This window comes from Dactylosporangium sp. NBC_01737, assembly GCF_035963215.1.
Classification (GTDB): Bacteria; Actinomycetota; Actinomycetes; order Mycobacteriales; family Micromonosporaceae; genus Dactylosporangium.
This window is the reverse complement of sequence record NZ_CP109153.1, coordinates 6,981,818-6,995,696: the sequence shown is the minus strand read 5'-3', so window position 1 is coordinate 6,995,696 and position 13,879 is coordinate 6,981,818. Positions and strand designations below refer to the sequence as shown.

Sequence of the window (13,879 nt, the reverse complement as noted above, 5' to 3'; positions counted from 1 at the left end):
CCGCGAGGCCGGACGATCAGCAGGCGCCCTCGACCCGGCGGACCGCGTCGGCGTAGTCAGGGACGGTGGACATCGCCGCCGCCAGCCGCAGGAACGGCAACGCCTCGCGAGGCTTGTTCTGCCGCTCCAGGGTGCGACCCAGCATGTGGTGGGCGTAGTGGTCGGTCGGGTCACGGTCCACGAGGGCCCGCAGGTGCGTCTCGGCCCGGTGCAACTGCGCCGACGCGAAATAGGCACGCGCCAGCCACAGCCGCACCTCCGCGTTACCGGGCTCCTCGTCCAGGACGGCAGCAAGAATCTTCGCGGCCTCGATCGGGTCTCCGGCGTCGAAGTAGAGGACTCCCCTGCGGTACTCAGCCATGACGTCGTTCATGAACCGATGCAACCGCACACACCGCCCCCGCATTCCACCGGCCCCGCACGGACGGCGGCGCCCGCCCAGACGCGACCCGAACCACGCAGGAAACGCCCCGTGCACGGCACCCGCGTCGCACTCCCACGGATGCCGCTCGCCCGCCGCGCACCCCACGGCCGCCAGCCACAGCCCTCCGCCTGGGGCGAACAGAACCGGACTCCGAAGGCCGTGGCCCGGGAGCGGGTCGGCGTGCGGGCAACGGCCGCGGCCCGGGTGCGGACACGGGTCGGGGTGCGAGCGAGGACTGCGGCACCGACGCAGTTCGGCATGCAGGCGGGGACTGCGCCGCGGACACGGGTCGGCATGCAGGCGGGGACTGCGCCGCGGACACGGGTCGGCATGCAGGCGGGGACTGCGCCGCGGACACGGGTCGGCATGCAGGCGGGGACTGCGCCGCGGACACGGGTCGGCATGCAGGCGGGGACTGCGGCACGGACGCCGGGCGAGCCGCCAGCGAGCGCTGCGGCGCGGACGCAGGTCGGCGTGCGGGCGAAGGCCGCGGCCCGGGTGCGGACATCGGTCGGGGTGCGAGCGTGGACTGCGGCGCGGACGCAGGTCGGCGTTCAGGCCGAGATTGCGGCGCGGACACAGGGCGAGCCGCCAGCAAGCGCTGCGGTGCGGACGCGGGGCGAGGTGCAGGACGAGCAGTCGACGGAGGCGCGACCGCCGGGTTGCCGTGCGCAGGGCGGGCCGATACCGAAGCCGACGCGTCCAACTCCGCGAGCAGTCGAGCGTTGCGGAGGCGAGTCAGCTTCGTCGCGTGACGGGCCGCCAGACCGTGCGACCGCGCCTCGGCGAACTCCGCCCGGACCCGCAAGCGCTCCGACCTGCGCCGTGACCACGAGGCCTGCGCCGCCGTGAACCGGGCATCCCAGTCGATCGGCGCAGGAGCCGCCGAAGACCCGGAAGACGGTGCGTCCAAAGAAAAGTAGGGCCGTGGCATGTGCCGCCTCCCCCCGGTAGGCGCTACCCCACCATTTTCGAACCCGCACACCGCCGTGTCCAGCGCCATCACGCGCTGTGAACAGCAACGTACGCAACCGGACCGCGATAGGTAGGGGTTAACCGCCGCCGCGGAATCTGGGTGGACCTGTCCCTGTGTGCCCCGACGAGATCCCATGACGCGAGTGCCTGCGCGGAGGCGGCGATCCTGACCGGCGACGGCGGCCGCTACCGCGCGGGCGAGCTGGTCGTCACCTGGAAGGTCCGCGGCCCGGTGGCGAAGTCGGGCGACGGGAAGACCGGCAACCGGATCGCGAACCGGACCGAGTTCGAGAGGGGCAAGGCCGGCAACCACGTCGTGCACGTCATGAGCACCGATCCGGCCGATTACGTGCGGGACATCCACGTGTGGCTGCCCGGGTTCGAGCAGACCGGCGCGGCGCGGGAGTTCCACTCGCGGTTCCTGCATCGACTGCAGGGCATGCGGACGCTGCGGTTCATGGACCGCAGGCTGGTGCGGGTGCTCGCCACGTAGGTGGCGAACCCAGCCGGCGGCGAAGCGGTGCTGTCCTGGCAGGACGCCTGCAAGGGGGACCGACGCGGTGGCGATCGCGCCGTACTTCACCTGTGACGGCGACTACCTCGGCAGCGGCCAGCCGACCAACCCCGGCCTGCCCGCGGCGACGGTCACGGGCACCGGCGAGCACCTCACCGTCACCCGCGTCACGGTCGCCGTGACGACGCGCGACGGCACGAGTGCCGCCGCCGGCGATCGCACCGCCTTCACCTGGCGGGCCTGAACAAGGATGCGTCCGGGCCGTCGCTGCCCGCGGCATAGGTGTGCAGCGGTACGCGGCCGGCCCGCCACGCGTCCAGGACCGGCTGGACGATGCGCCAGCACTGCACGGCCGTGTCGCCGCGCACCGACAGTGTCGGGTCGCCGGTGAGCACGCCGTCGAGCACCTCGCCGTAGGGCAGCAGGTCGCCGGCGCCGAAATCGGCCCGCAGTGTGACCGGGTCCAGGCGGCTCGGGTCGCCCGGGCCGTTGAGGTTGAGGTCCAGTTGCAGCCGGTCGGGGTTCAGGCCGATGCGGAGCCGGTCGGGCCGGTCGTGGCCGGTGAAGCCGGCCGGCACCTTCGGCGGCGGCGCGAACGTGACCACGACCTCCTTGCGCGGCCGGCCCAGCGCCTTACCGGAGCGCAGCAGGAACGGCACCCCGGCCCACCGCCAGGTGTCGACCGTGAGCGCGACCTCGGCGAGGGTCTCGGTGGTGCTGTCGGCGGGGATGCCGGGCTCGCTGAGGTAGTCCGGGAGGCGCCGTGATCCGACGGTGCCGGCGGTGTACCGGGCCCGCCGGCTGAACCGCACCGGGTCGTCCTGCCAGACGCCGGTCGCGCGCAGCACCAGCGCCTTCTGGTCGCGCAGGTCATCGGCGTCCAGCGCGGCCGGCGGCTCCATCGTGAGCAGCGCGAGCACCTGCAGCAGGTGGCTCTGCACCATGTCGACCAGGGCGCCCGCGCGGTCGTAGTAGCCGGCCCGGCCCGAAAGCCCCAGGTCCTCGTCGAAGACGACCTCGACCTGCCGGACGTGGACGTTGCTGAGCAGCGGTTCGACGATCCGGTTGGCGAACCGCAGCCCGAGGATGTTCAGTACCGTCGACATGCCGAGGAAGTGGTCCACCCGGAAGATCTGCCGCTCGGGGACGATCCTGGTCAGCAGCGCGTTGAGGTCCGCGGCGGAGGCGGCGTCGGTGCCGAACGGCTTCTCCAGCACCAGCCGGGTGCCCTCCGGCACGTCGATGCCGGTCAGCGCCTGGCAGGCCCGCACGGTCACCGCGGGCGGCAGGGCGAAGTACAGCACCGGCGTGCCGTCGCAGTCGCCCAGCAGGCGGGTCAGGTCGCCGGCGTCGGTGACGTCGGCCCGGTGGTAGCGCGAGGCGCCGATCACCTGCGCCGCGCGGTCGGCGGTGCCGGCGAACGCGGCGGTGACGTGCTCGCGCCACTGGGCGTCGGTCCAGTCGTCGGTGCCGCAGCCGACCAGCGTGAGGCCGGCTCCACCGCCGTGGGCAAGCAGCCCGGCCAGGCCGGGCAGCAGCAGCCTGGTGGTCAGGTCACCGCCGGCCCCGAGGATGCACAGCGTCGGGGCGCCGCCGGATGCCGGCGGGCCGGGTGTGGCCGGTGCGAGGCTCATGCCTGCCATATGCCCCGAGCGCGGGGCCCGTATGCGGGTCCCGCCCGGCGGCCGCCGCGGCGGCGCGACGGTGTCAGCGCGACGGCAGCTGGGCGGCCCGGACGAGCACCTGCACGGGGCCGACCTCGGTCCCGTCGCGGCGCAGCTGCACACCGCGCACCGGCAGCCAGGACTCGCCGTCCAGCGCGATCGCACCGGCGCGGTTCACCGCCTCGACCCGCAGCCGCAGGGGGCCGGTGCCGTACCGGTAGTCGCGCTCGTCGAGCACCAGGACCGCGGCGTCCGACGTCGTCATGCCCTCACCGCCGACGAGGCACCGACCCGACTCCGACGAGGCGCTCCGGCATCGAGTTGCATCACTTGCATAGGCCGAGCCTAGTCCGCGTTCAGGCGGCCTGACAGCAGCTAAAACGATTCCTTGCAGCGCCGCTCGGCCACGCCGCCGGCGCGGGTCGAGGCCGTGTCGGGCGGTATCGCCGCGCCGCGGCACCGGCGAGCCTACGGCCCGGCACCTGATCGGCCATCGCCGCCCGATGATCGGCGCCGAGGTGCGACAAAGGGGGCGCGGGCGGCGTACCTCGCGGTGTTTGGGAAGATCAGACGATGTCGTGGCCGTCCGAGTCGCCGCCGCGGGACGATGTGACGCCCGGCACGTGGCGCAGCCGGTGGCTGCGGCTGCTGCTGGTGGTTGTCGCGGTGATCGTGCTGGCGGCGATCGGGCTGCGCGGGCGGCTGCCGGACCCGCACGAGCTGTTCGCCGCCCTGGCCGGCGCCGGCTACGGCTGGGTCGGCCTCGCCGTGCTGCTGCAGGCCGGGTCGATCGCCGCGTTCGCCGGGCAGCAGCAGTACCTGTTCGCGGCCCTCGGCGCCCGGATCCGCCGGCGCCGCGTGCTGGCGATCACGCTGGCCCGGACCGCCATCTCGATCTCGGTGCCGGCCGGCGCCGCGGTCTCCACCGGGTATGCGATCCGGGAGTACGAGCGGGCCGGCGCACCCAAGGAGCTCGGCGCGGTCACCGCGATCGTGTCCGGCCTGGCGTCGATCGGCGGCCTGGCCCTCATCTACGTCGGCGGCGGGGCGGCGCTGCTCGCGTACGGCACCACGACGTCGCTGACCTGGCGCCCGCTGGCGATTGTCGCGGCCGGTGTCGCGCTGACCGCCGCCGCGGTCGTCCTCGGCCGCCGGCTGTTCGACGGCGATCACGCCCGTGAGCGCCCTCCTGCACGGCACGGTCGGATCCGCCGGTACATGCAGCGCCTGCTCGCCTCGGCAAGGGACGCGTGGCGGGCCGGCGCCGGGCTGCGCGGGCGGGACTGGTGGGCGGTCGTCGGATACGCGGCCGTGAACTGGCTGACGGACCTGTGCTGCCTGGCGGCGTGCACCCACGCGCTGGGGCTGCCGGTGGACCTGCCCACCCTCGCCGGCATCTACCTGGGCGTCCAGATCGTGCGGCAGGTGCCGCTGTCGCCCGGTGGCATCGGCGTGATCGAGACGGCCCTGGTCGCCGGCCTGACCGCCTCGGGCGCGACGGCGATCACCGCCGCCGCGGCGGTGCTGCTCTACCGGATGCTGTCCTGCTGGCTGCTGATCCCGCTCGGCGGGGCCGCCGCGGTCGTCCTGCGCCGCCCCCGCCGCGCTCCGGCCCCGTCCCCGTCCGCGGGCCGGGACACCGAACTCAGTGGATCTTGAGCCAGCCGACCAGGTCGTCGAGGACGCGGTCCTGCTCCGGCTCGTTGAAGACCTCGTGGTGCAGCCCGTCATAGATGTGCACGGTGAGGTCCTTCGACCCGGCGGTGTCGGCGATGAGGCGGCTGCTCGCCGGGTCGACGAGCCGGTCCTCCGCGCCGTGCAGCACCAGCGTCGGCAGCGTCAGCGAGGGCAGGCGCCGCTGGAACACCGTCATCGTGGTGAGCATGGCGCCGCCGACGCCGGCGGGGATCTTGCCGTGGTAGACGAGAGGGTCGGCGTCGTAGGCGGCGACGACCGCGGGGTCCTTGGAGATGAACTTCGAGTCCAGGGCCTGCACGGGGGTGGCGGGCAGGATCCGGCCGAGGACCTTCGCGACCGCGATCGCCGGCTTGCCGATGCCGGAGCCGGGCACGACCGGGGTGCCGGACAGGGCGAGGGCCCGCAGCGACGCCTGGTGATCGAGGGCGTAGGCGAGCGCGATCATGGCGCCCATGCTGTGGCCGAGCAGGAACGGGACCTGGCCGGGGTGGCGGGCCGCGACCTCGCCGAAGAGCAGGTGCAGGTCGGCGGTGTACTCGTCGATGCTGCGCACATACATCCGCTTGCCGCCGGAGCGGCCGTGGCCGCGGTGGTCGGGCGCGTAGACGGCCAGGCCGAGCTCGCCGAGGCGGGCCACGACGTGGTCGTAGCGCCGGGCGTGCTCCCCCATGCCGTGGGAGAGCACGACGACCCCCTCGACACTCGGCGGCGTCCAGGCGTCGTAGACGATGCGGACCCCGCCGCCACCGGTGAGGCTGTGCTCCTCGCGCTGCATGGCTGCATCGTCCGCCCTGAACGAGCGTGAAGCAAGCACGGGTGGCGGCGGCCCGCGAGCGGGAAAACCAGGCTGCCCCTGCGCCGCCCGCAAGAAACGGCGCAGGGACAGGTCAGGACGCGGCGCGCTCGGCGGCGCTGCGCTCCACGCAGAACTCGTTGCCCTCGGGGTCGGCCAGGGTGACCCAGCCGGTGCCGTCCTCCTTGCGGAAGTCGTTGACGAGGGTGGCGCCCAGCGCGAGGATGCGCTGGACCTCCTCGTCCCGACCGGCGTCGGTGGGCTGCAGGTCGAGGTGGATCCGGTTCTTACCGGCCTTGCCCTCCGGGACCTGGACGAACAGCAACCCGGCCGAGCCGTCCGGGGCGTTCAGCGCCGCCTCGGTGTGCTCGGGCAGGTTCGGGTCGTCAGGGTTCTCGCGGAAACCCGTGACGGCGGCCCAGAACAGGGACAGGTCGTAGCACTTCGCGCAGTCGACGGTGATGTGCCTGATTCGTACGGTCATGCACACCACCTCACCAGTTCCGCATACGGAACGCACGCCGATTTAGAAGCCGCGGGCCAGCCGATGGTACGCCTGGTTCCAGCGAACCTCCTTGGTGAACTGCCGCACCGTGGTGTCGGCGTCGATCACCAGCAGTTCGGTGCCCGTCATCTCCGCGAGGTCCTGCAGCTCCTCGGTACCCACGGCGAACGACAACACCGTGTGGTGCGGGCCGCCCGCGGTGAGCCACGACTCGGCCGACGTGGACAGGTCGGGCCGGGGCTTCCACACCGCGCGGGCGACGGGGAGCTTGGGCAGCGGCGCGGTCGGGGCGACCACGTCGATCTCGTTGGCCACGAGCCGGAACCGCTCGCCGAGGTCGGCGAGGCCGAGCACGACGGCGGGGCCGGGGGTGGCGTCGAAGACGAGCCGGACCGGGTCCTCGCGGCCGCCGATGCCGAGGGGGTGGATCTCGCACGACGGGGTGTCCAGCGCGATGCTGGGGCACACCTCCAGCATGTGCGCGCCGAGGATGACCTCGCTGCCCGGGGTCAGGTCGTAGGTGTAGTCCTCCATGAACGACGTGCCGCCGCCGGGGGCCATGGCCTTCAGGGTGCGCACGAGGACGGAGGTCTTCCAGTCGCCCTCGCCGCCGAAGCCGTAGCCGTCGGCCATGAGCCGCTGCACCGCCAGGCCCGGCAGCTGCCGCAGCCCGCCGAGGTCCTCGAAGTTCGTGGTGAACGCCTTGAACCCGCCCGCGGTCAGGAACGTGCGCAGCCCGAGCTCGATGCGCGCGGCGTAGCGCAGCGAGTCCGCCCGGTCGCTCTTCAGGGCGTCGGAGACCCGGTAGGTGTCGTGGTACTCCTTGACCAGGTTGTCCACGTCGGCGTCCAGCGTCGCGTCGACGGCCTCGACGAGGTCATTGACGCCGTAGGTGTTGACGGAGACGCCGAAGCGCAGCTGCGCCTCGACCTTGTCGCCCTCGGTGACGGCGACGTCGCGCATGTTGTCGCCGAAGCGGGCCAGCCGCAGCGACCGCATCTCGGTGTAGCCGGCCGCGGCGCGCGCCCACGCGCCGATGCGGGCGGTGACGCGGGGGTCGGTGACGTGCCCGGCGACGGTCTTGCGGGCCACCCCGAGCCGGGACTGGATGTAGCCGAACTCGCGGTCGCCGTGCGCGGCCTGGTTCAGGTTCATGAAGTCCATGTCGATGTCCGCCCACGGCAGCGCCACGTTCGACTGCGTGTGCAGGTGCAGCAGCGGCGTGCGCAGCGCGTCCAGCCCGGAGATCCACATCTTGGCGGGCGAGAACGTGTGCATCCACGCGACCACGCCGACGACCTGCGGGTCGGCGTTGGCCTCCAGGCACACCCGCAGGATGTCGCCGGCGCTGGTGAGCACCGGCTTCCACACCACGCGCACCGCGATGTCCGGCGACTCGTCCAGCGTGGCCGCGATCTGCCTCGACTGGGCCGCGACCTGGTCGAGGGTCTCGGGGCCGTACAGCCCCTGGCTGCCGGTCAGGAACCAGACCTCGTGCGTCATGATGTGCTCCTCTGCCCGCCCTGGGGCTGGCCGTAGACGTTCTGGTAGCGGTCGTGCAGCGACGCGACGGCCTGGTCCGGCAGCCGGTCGACGGTCCCGAGCTGCCGGGCGAAGTGCATGGTCCTGGCGACGTCCTCGCACATCACCGCCGCCTTGACGGCGGCCTTCGCGGTGGCGCCGATGGTGAACGGCCCGTGCTGCAGCATCAGCACCGCCGGCGACGGGTGGCCCGTCAGCGTCTCGACGATGCCGCGGCCGATCGCGTCGGAGCCGATGAGCGCGAACGGCCCGATCGGGATGTCGCCGCCGAACTCGTCGGCCATCGCGGTGATCGAGCACGGGATGGGCTCGCCCCGCGCCGCCCACGCCGTCGCGTACGGGCTGTGCGTGTGCACGACGCCGCCGACGTGCGGCATGTGCCGGTAGACGTACGCGTGCGCCTCCGTGTCGCTGGACGGCGCGTGCTCGCCCTCGACGAGCTTGCCGTCCAGGTCGCAGATCACCATCTTCTGCGGGGTCAGCTCGTGGTAACCGACCCCGGACGGCTTGATGATCAGCAGGTCCTCGCCGGGGACGCGGGCCGACACGTTGCCCGACGTCCAGGTGACCAGGCCCCAGCGGATCAGCTCCGCGTGCAGGTCGCAGACCTCCTGCCGCAGCTGGTCGATCACCGGGCCACCTCCTCGCGCAGCTCACGGAGGCGGTGCAGGACCTGGTTGCCTTGAGGGCGCCCGAAGTACTCATGCAGCTGCTGATACTCGGCGTAGAGTCGGTCGTAGACGTCGGCGGCGGCCTCGTCGGGCGTGTAGACGGCCCGCTTCACCTTGCCCATCGCCGCCGCGGCGGCCCGCACGTCGCTGTATTCGCCGGCGGCGACCGCGGCGTGGATCGCCGAGCCCAGCGCCGGGCCCTGCTCGGAGTCGATGACGCTGATGGGGCGGCGCAGCACGTCGCTGTAGACCTGCATCAGGAACGTGTTCTTGAGCAGCCCGCCCGCGGCGATGAACTCGGTCACCGGCACGCCGGCCTGCTCGAGGGTCTCCACGATGGTGCGGGTGCCGTAGGCGGTCGCCTCGATGAGCGCCCGGTACTGGTCCTCCGGCCGGGTCGCCAGGGTCTGCCCGACGATCACGCCGGACAGGTGGTGATCGACCAGCACCGAACGGTTGCCGTTGTGCCAGTCCAGCGCGACGAGGCCGTGCTGGCCGGGGCGCTGCGCGGCGGCCGCGGCGGTGAGCTGGTCGTGCTCCGCGGACGCGAAGGTGGCGAACCAGCCGAAGATGTCGCCGACGCCGGACTGGCCGGCCTCGTAGCCGTACAGGCCCGGCACGATCCCGTCGGCGACGACGCCGCACATGCCGGGCACGTCGGCGAGGGTCGCGCCGTTCATCACGTGGCACGTGGAGGTGCCCATGATGGCGACGAGCTGGCCCGCGTCGACGGCCTGCGCGGCGGGGGCGGTGACGTGCGCGTCGACGTTGCCGACGGCGACCGCGATCCCCTCCGGCAGCCCGGTCCAGTCGGCGGCCTCGGCGGTGAGCCGGCCCGCGAGCCCGCCGAGCGGCGACAACGGGCCGTCGACCTTGTCCACGAACGTGCCGAAGCCGGGGTGCAGCGCCTCGAAGTAGTCCCGCGACGGGTAGCCGCCGTCCTGGTAGGCGCCCTTGTATCCGGCGGTGCACGCGTTGCGGGTCTCCACCCCGGTCAGCTGCCACACGATCCAGTCGGCGGCCTCGATGAACCGGTCCGCGCGGGCGTACACCTCCGGGTCCTCCTCGAGGACCTGCAGCGCCTTCGCGAGCTGCCACTCCGCCGACAGCTTCCCGCCGTAGCGGGCCAGCCACGCCTCGCCGCGCTCCTCGGCGAGCCGGTTGATCCGGTCCGCCTGGCGCTGCGCGGCGTGGTGCTTCCACAGCTTCGGATAGGCGTGCGGCCGGTCCGGCAGGAGGTCACCGAGGGGGGTGCCGTCGGCGAGCACCGGCAGGAACGTGCACGCCGTGAAGTCCGTGGCGATGCCGACCACCTGCGTCGCGTCGAGACCTTCCAGCGCCTTGGGCACCGCGTGCCGCAGCACGTCGACCCAGTCGGACGGCATCTGCAGCGCCCAGTGCGGCGGCAGCGCCTCGCCGGTGGCCGGCAGGGTCCGCTCGACCGCGCCGTGCCGGTACTCGTGGACGGCGGTGCCCACCTCGGCCCCGTCTGCCACCCGGACCACGACGGCCCGGCCGGACAGGGTGCCGAAGTCGACCCCGACTACATATCGCGTCATGTTGTTCTCCGCGCCACGGCCCGCTGCAGCACGATGAACGCGAACAGCAACGCACCGATGACGATCTTCGTCCACCACGAGCTGAGGGTGCCCTCGAACGTGATGATGGTCTGGATGAGGCCGAGCACGAGCACTCCGAGCACGGTGCCGAACAGGAAGCCCGAGCCGCCGGTGAGGACGGTCCCGCCGATGACGACGGCCGCGATCGCGTCGAGCTCCATGCCGAGGGCGTGCAGCCCGTAGCCGGAGGAGGTGTAGAAGGTCAGCAGCACGCCGCCGAGCGCGGAGCACACGCCGCTGATGGTGTAGACGGCGATCTTCGTGCGCCCGACGGGCAGGCCCATGAGGAGTGCCGACTGCTGGTTGCCGCCGATGGCGTAGATGTTGCGGCCGAGCTTGGTATAGGCCAGGACGTACGCCCCTGCCAGCACCACGACGAGCGAGATGACGACGCTCCACGAGATGTGGAAGCCGCCGAAGCGGATCTTGTAGTCCGCCAGGGACGTCCAGAGCGCGTTGTCGATCCGGATCGCCTCGGTACTGATGACGTAGCACAGCCCGCGGGCCAGGAACATGCCGGCGAGGGTGGCGATGAACGGCTGGATGTCGAAGAAGTGGATGATGCAGCCCATTGCCAGGCCGATCAGCCCGCCGACGATCAGCACCAGCGGCAGCACCGCCAGGGGCGACCAGCCCGCCTGGACCAGCGACGCGAAGATCATTGTGGTGAGCGCGACGACCGCGCCGACCGACAGGTCGATGCCGCCGGTCAGGATCACGAACGTCATGCCGACGCCGACGACGAGCAGGAAGCCGTTGTCGATGAAGACGTTGAGGATGATCTGGGTGTCGTTGAACCCGGTGTACCGCACGACGCCTGCGCCGTACATGACGCACAGCAGTGCCAGGGTCGCCAGGACCGGGATGTGCCGCTGCTGCGGCCTGCGGAACACCCGCTTGCTCAGCACCGCGAAGTCCGTCGTCATGCCGTCACCTCCACCTTCTGCGGCGCCTGCGGGGCGGGCGCGGACGGTCGGCGGCGCTGGAACTTCTCGCGGAACTTCGGCGCCTGGGCCAGGCACAGGACGACCACGACGACCGCCTTGAACAGCAGCGTCACCTCGGGCGGGATGCCGACGGTGTAGATCGTGATGTCGAGGGTCTTGATGATGACCGCGCCGAGGATGGTGCCGGCGATCGAGAACCGGCCGCCGGACAGCGACGTGCCGCCGATGACCACGGCGAGGATCGCGTCGAGCTCGATGAGCAGGCCGGCGTTGTTGCCGTCGGCGCTGGACACGTTGGAGCTGATCATCAGCCCGGCGACGCCGGCGCAGAGCCCGGCGAACACGTAGACGATGAGGATCAGCCAGCGCGACTTGATGCCGGCGAGCCGGGACGCCTCGGCGTTGCCGCCGACGGACTCCAGCAGCAGGCCCAGCGCCGAGCGGCGCACGATGAGCGCCGCGATCACGGCGACACCGACCGCGATGATCACGCACAGCGGCAGGCCGAGCCAGTATCCCGCGCCGATCATCTTGTACGGGCTGCTGTTGATCGTGATGATCTGCCCGTCGGTGATGAGCTGGGCGAGGCCCCGGCCGGCGACCATGAGGATCAGCGTGGCGATGATCGGCTGGATGCCGACGGTGGCGACGAGGAACCCGTTCCAGACGCCCAGTGCCAGCGACAGCAGCAGCGCGAGCCCGACGGCCAGGAGCACGCCGGTGACGCTGTTCTGGTCGTCCAGGCCGCTGATGCGCAGGCAGGCCAGGGCGCCGGCGATCGCGACGACCGCTCCGACGGACAGGTCGATGCCCCCCGTGGCGATGACCAGGGTCATGCCGAGCGCGACGAGTCCGAGCGGAGCGCTGGCGCGCAGGATGTCGATGATGCTGCCGTAGAGGTGCCCGTCCCGGAACTCGACCTTGAAGAAGCCGCCGGAGAAGAACACGTTGGTGACGAGCAGCACCACGAGGATCGCCGCCGGCCAGAACAGCCTGTGCTTGGTGATCGCCGCCATCAGGTGCCGCTCGCAATCGTCTCGGTGAGGCGGTCCAGGTCGACCGCGTCGGTGTTCTCCAGCTGGGTGACCAGGCGCCGGTCGCGCAGGACGCCGATGCGGTGGCTCAGGCGCAGCACCTCCTCCAGTTCGGCGGAGATGAACAGCACCGCCATGCCCCCGTCGGAGAGCTCGACGACCAGCCGCTGGATCTCGGCCTTGGCGCCGATGTCGATGCCGCGGGTCGGCTCGTCGAGGATGAGCAGCCGCGGCTCGGTGATGAGCCACCTGGCGAGCAGGACCTTCTGCTGGTTGCCGCCGCTGAGGTTGCGCACCGGCAGCTCGGGGTCCCTGGGGTTGATATTGAGCGCGTCGATGTACTTCTGGACGAGCTCGTCCTGCCGCCGCCGTGGCAGCGGGCGGGTCCAGCCGCGGGCGGCCTGCAGGGCGAGGATGATGTTCTCCCGGACCGACAGCTCCTCGACGAGGCCCTCGGTCTTGCGGTTCTCGGAGCAGTAGGCGATGTCGTGGGCCATGGCGGTGCGCGGCCCGTGCAGCGTGACCGCCTTGCCGTCGATCTCCAGGCGGCCGCTGTCGGATCGGTCGGCGCCGAAGAACAGCCTGGCGAGCTCGGTGCGGCCGGAGCCCAGCAGCCCGGCGAGGCCGACGACCTCGCCCTGGTGGATGGTGAGGTTGAACGGCTCGACGGCGCCGGAGCGGCCGAGGCCGTGTGCCTCGGCGACGGCCTGGACGCCCGTGAACGAGCGCTTGCCGGCGTCCTCGAGGCGCTCCAGCAGTGCGAGCTCCTTGCCGATCATGAGGCTGACCAGCTGGAGCTGGCTGATGTCGGCGACGAGATGCTCGCCGACGAGCCGGCCGTTGCGCAGGATCGTCATCCGGTCGCAGATCTCGTAGATCTGGTCGAGGAAGTGCGAGACGAACACGATCGCGATGCCCTGCGCCTTGAGCTGCCGCATGATCCGGAACAGCTGAGCGACCTCACCGGCGTCGAGGCTGGAGGTCGGCTCGTCCAGGACGAGGATCTTCGCGTCGACGTCGATGGCGCGGGCGATGGCGACGAGTTGCTGGACCGCGAGCGAGTACGTCGACAGCTGTGCGGTGACGTCGAGGTTCAGCTCCATGCGCTGGAGCAGTTCGGTGGCGCGGCGCCGCATGACGCCCCACTGGATCCGGCCGAACTTCGTCGGCTCACGGCCGATGAAGATGTTCTCCGCGACGGAAAGGTTCGCGCAGAGATTGACCTCCTGGTACACGGTGCTGATCCCGGCCTCGGTGGCCTGCTGCGGTCCGGCGAACCGCACCGGACGGCCGTCCAGTGCGATCTCGCCCTCGTCGATGTCGTAGACGCCGGTCAGCACCTTGATCAGCGTCGACTTCCCGGCGCCGTTCTCGCCCATGAGGGCGTGGATTTCCCCTTGGTACAGGCGGAAATCCACACCCTCAAGAGCCTTGACGCCGGGGAACTGCTTGCTGATGCCGCTCATGCTCAGCATTGCGGTCCCCATGTTCGC

Annotated in this window: 14 protein-coding genes; 3 read left to right on the top strand and 11 right to left on the bottom strand. The window is 71.8% G+C overall.

Going from position 1 to position 13,879, the window contains the following annotated elements; genetic code table 11:
• Positions 1 to 16: 16 nt before the first annotated feature.
• Entirely contained in the window at positions 17 to 373 is a 357-nt protein-coding gene (locus OHA72_RS31580) for a tetratricopeptide repeat protein (protein WP_326999671.1), read from the bottom strand.
• A gap of 1,126 nt (positions 374 to 1,499) precedes the next feature.
• Between OHA72_RS31580 and OHA72_RS31575 the strand changes: the two genes are divergently transcribed.
• Together OHA72_RS31575 and OHA72_RS31570 are read left to right on the top strand one after the other, a co-directional pair.
• Positions 1,500 to 1,892 (top strand): hypothetical protein, encoded by a 393-nt coding sequence (locus OHA72_RS31575; RefSeq protein ID WP_326999670.1) that lies wholly within the window; start codon positions 1,500 to 1,502, stop codon positions 1,890 to 1,892.
• 67 nt (positions 1,893 to 1,959) lie between these two features.
• The gene (locus OHA72_RS31570) at positions 1,960 to 2,157 is read left to right on the top strand and encodes a hypothetical protein (protein WP_326999669.1); all 198 of its coding nucleotides are present in this window, start codon (positions 1,960 to 1,962) and stop codon (positions 2,155 to 2,157) included.
• Here OHA72_RS31570 and OHA72_RS31565 read toward each other — a convergent pair.
• A complete protein-coding gene (locus OHA72_RS31565) occupies positions 2,141 to 3,547 on the bottom strand; it encodes a glucose-6-phosphate dehydrogenase (RefSeq protein WP_326999668.1) in 1,407 nt (468 codons plus the stop codon). The genes OHA72_RS31570 and OHA72_RS31565 overlap by 17 nt on opposite strands.
• 73 nt (positions 3,548 to 3,620) lie before the next feature.
• The gene (locus OHA72_RS31560) at positions 3,621 to 3,842 is read right to left on the bottom strand and encodes a hypothetical protein (RefSeq protein ID WP_326999667.1); all 222 of its coding nucleotides are present in this window, start codon (positions 3,840 to 3,842) and stop codon (positions 3,621 to 3,623) included.
• Between the two features lie 308 nt (positions 3,843 to 4,150).
• On the opposite strand from OHA72_RS31560, the gene OHA72_RS31555 reads away from it, so the two are divergent.
• Complete coding sequence (locus OHA72_RS31555) at positions 4,151 to 5,236, top strand: lysylphosphatidylglycerol synthase transmembrane domain-containing protein (RefSeq protein WP_326999666.1); 1,086 nt, start codon at positions 4,151 to 4,153, stop codon at positions 5,234 to 5,236.
• Here OHA72_RS31555 and OHA72_RS31550 read toward each other — a convergent pair.
• The 8 genes from OHA72_RS31550 to OHA72_RS31515 form a co-directional block, all read right to left on the bottom strand.
• The gene (locus tag OHA72_RS31550; protein ID WP_326999665.1) at positions 5,223 to 6,050 is read right to left on the bottom strand and encodes an alpha/beta hydrolase; all 828 of its coding nucleotides are present in this window, start codon (positions 6,048 to 6,050) and stop codon (positions 5,223 to 5,225) included. The two genes, OHA72_RS31555 and OHA72_RS31550, sit on opposite strands and share 14 nt — an antisense overlap.
• 112 nt (positions 6,051 to 6,162) lie before the next feature.
• Positions 6,163 to 6,552 (bottom strand): VOC family protein, encoded by a 390-nt coding sequence (locus OHA72_RS31545; RefSeq protein WP_326999664.1) that lies wholly within the window; start codon positions 6,550 to 6,552, stop codon positions 6,163 to 6,165.
• A gap of 42 nt (positions 6,553 to 6,594) precedes the next feature.
• Complete coding sequence (gene araA, locus OHA72_RS31540; protein ID WP_326999663.1) at positions 6,595 to 8,076, bottom strand: L-arabinose isomerase; 1,482 nt, start codon at positions 8,074 to 8,076, stop codon at positions 6,595 to 6,597.
• Entirely contained in the window at positions 8,073 to 8,747 is a 675-nt protein-coding gene (locus tag OHA72_RS31535) for an L-ribulose-5-phosphate 4-epimerase (RefSeq protein ID WP_326999662.1), read from the bottom strand. The genes araA and OHA72_RS31535 overlap by 4 nt, the downstream gene beginning before the upstream one ends.
• Positions 8,744 to 10,345 carry a ribulokinase gene (locus OHA72_RS31530; RefSeq protein WP_326999661.1) on the bottom strand — a complete coding sequence of 534 codons (1,602 nt, stop codon included), beginning with the start codon at positions 10,343 to 10,345 and terminating at the stop codon, positions 8,744 to 8,746. The genes OHA72_RS31535 and OHA72_RS31530 overlap by 4 nt, the downstream gene beginning before the upstream one ends.
• Positions 10,342 to 11,331 carry a galactofuranose ABC transporter, permease protein YjfF gene (gene yjfF, locus OHA72_RS31525; protein ID WP_326999660.1) on the bottom strand — a complete coding sequence of 330 codons (990 nt, stop codon included), beginning with the start codon at positions 11,329 to 11,331 and terminating at the stop codon, positions 10,342 to 10,344. Before yjfF ends, OHA72_RS31530 begins: the two co-directional genes overlap by 4 nt.
• Complete coding sequence (locus OHA72_RS31520; RefSeq protein ID WP_326999659.1) at positions 11,328 to 12,368, bottom strand: ABC transporter permease; 1,041 nt, start codon at positions 12,366 to 12,368, stop codon at positions 11,328 to 11,330. The genes yjfF and OHA72_RS31520 overlap by 4 nt, the downstream gene beginning before the upstream one ends.
• Complete coding sequence (locus tag OHA72_RS31515) at positions 12,368 to 13,861, bottom strand: sugar ABC transporter ATP-binding protein (protein ID WP_327011709.1); 1,494 nt, start codon at positions 13,859 to 13,861, stop codon at positions 12,368 to 12,370. The genes OHA72_RS31520 and OHA72_RS31515 overlap by 1 nt, the downstream gene beginning before the upstream one ends.
• Positions 13,862 to 13,879: the final 18 nt, after the last annotated feature.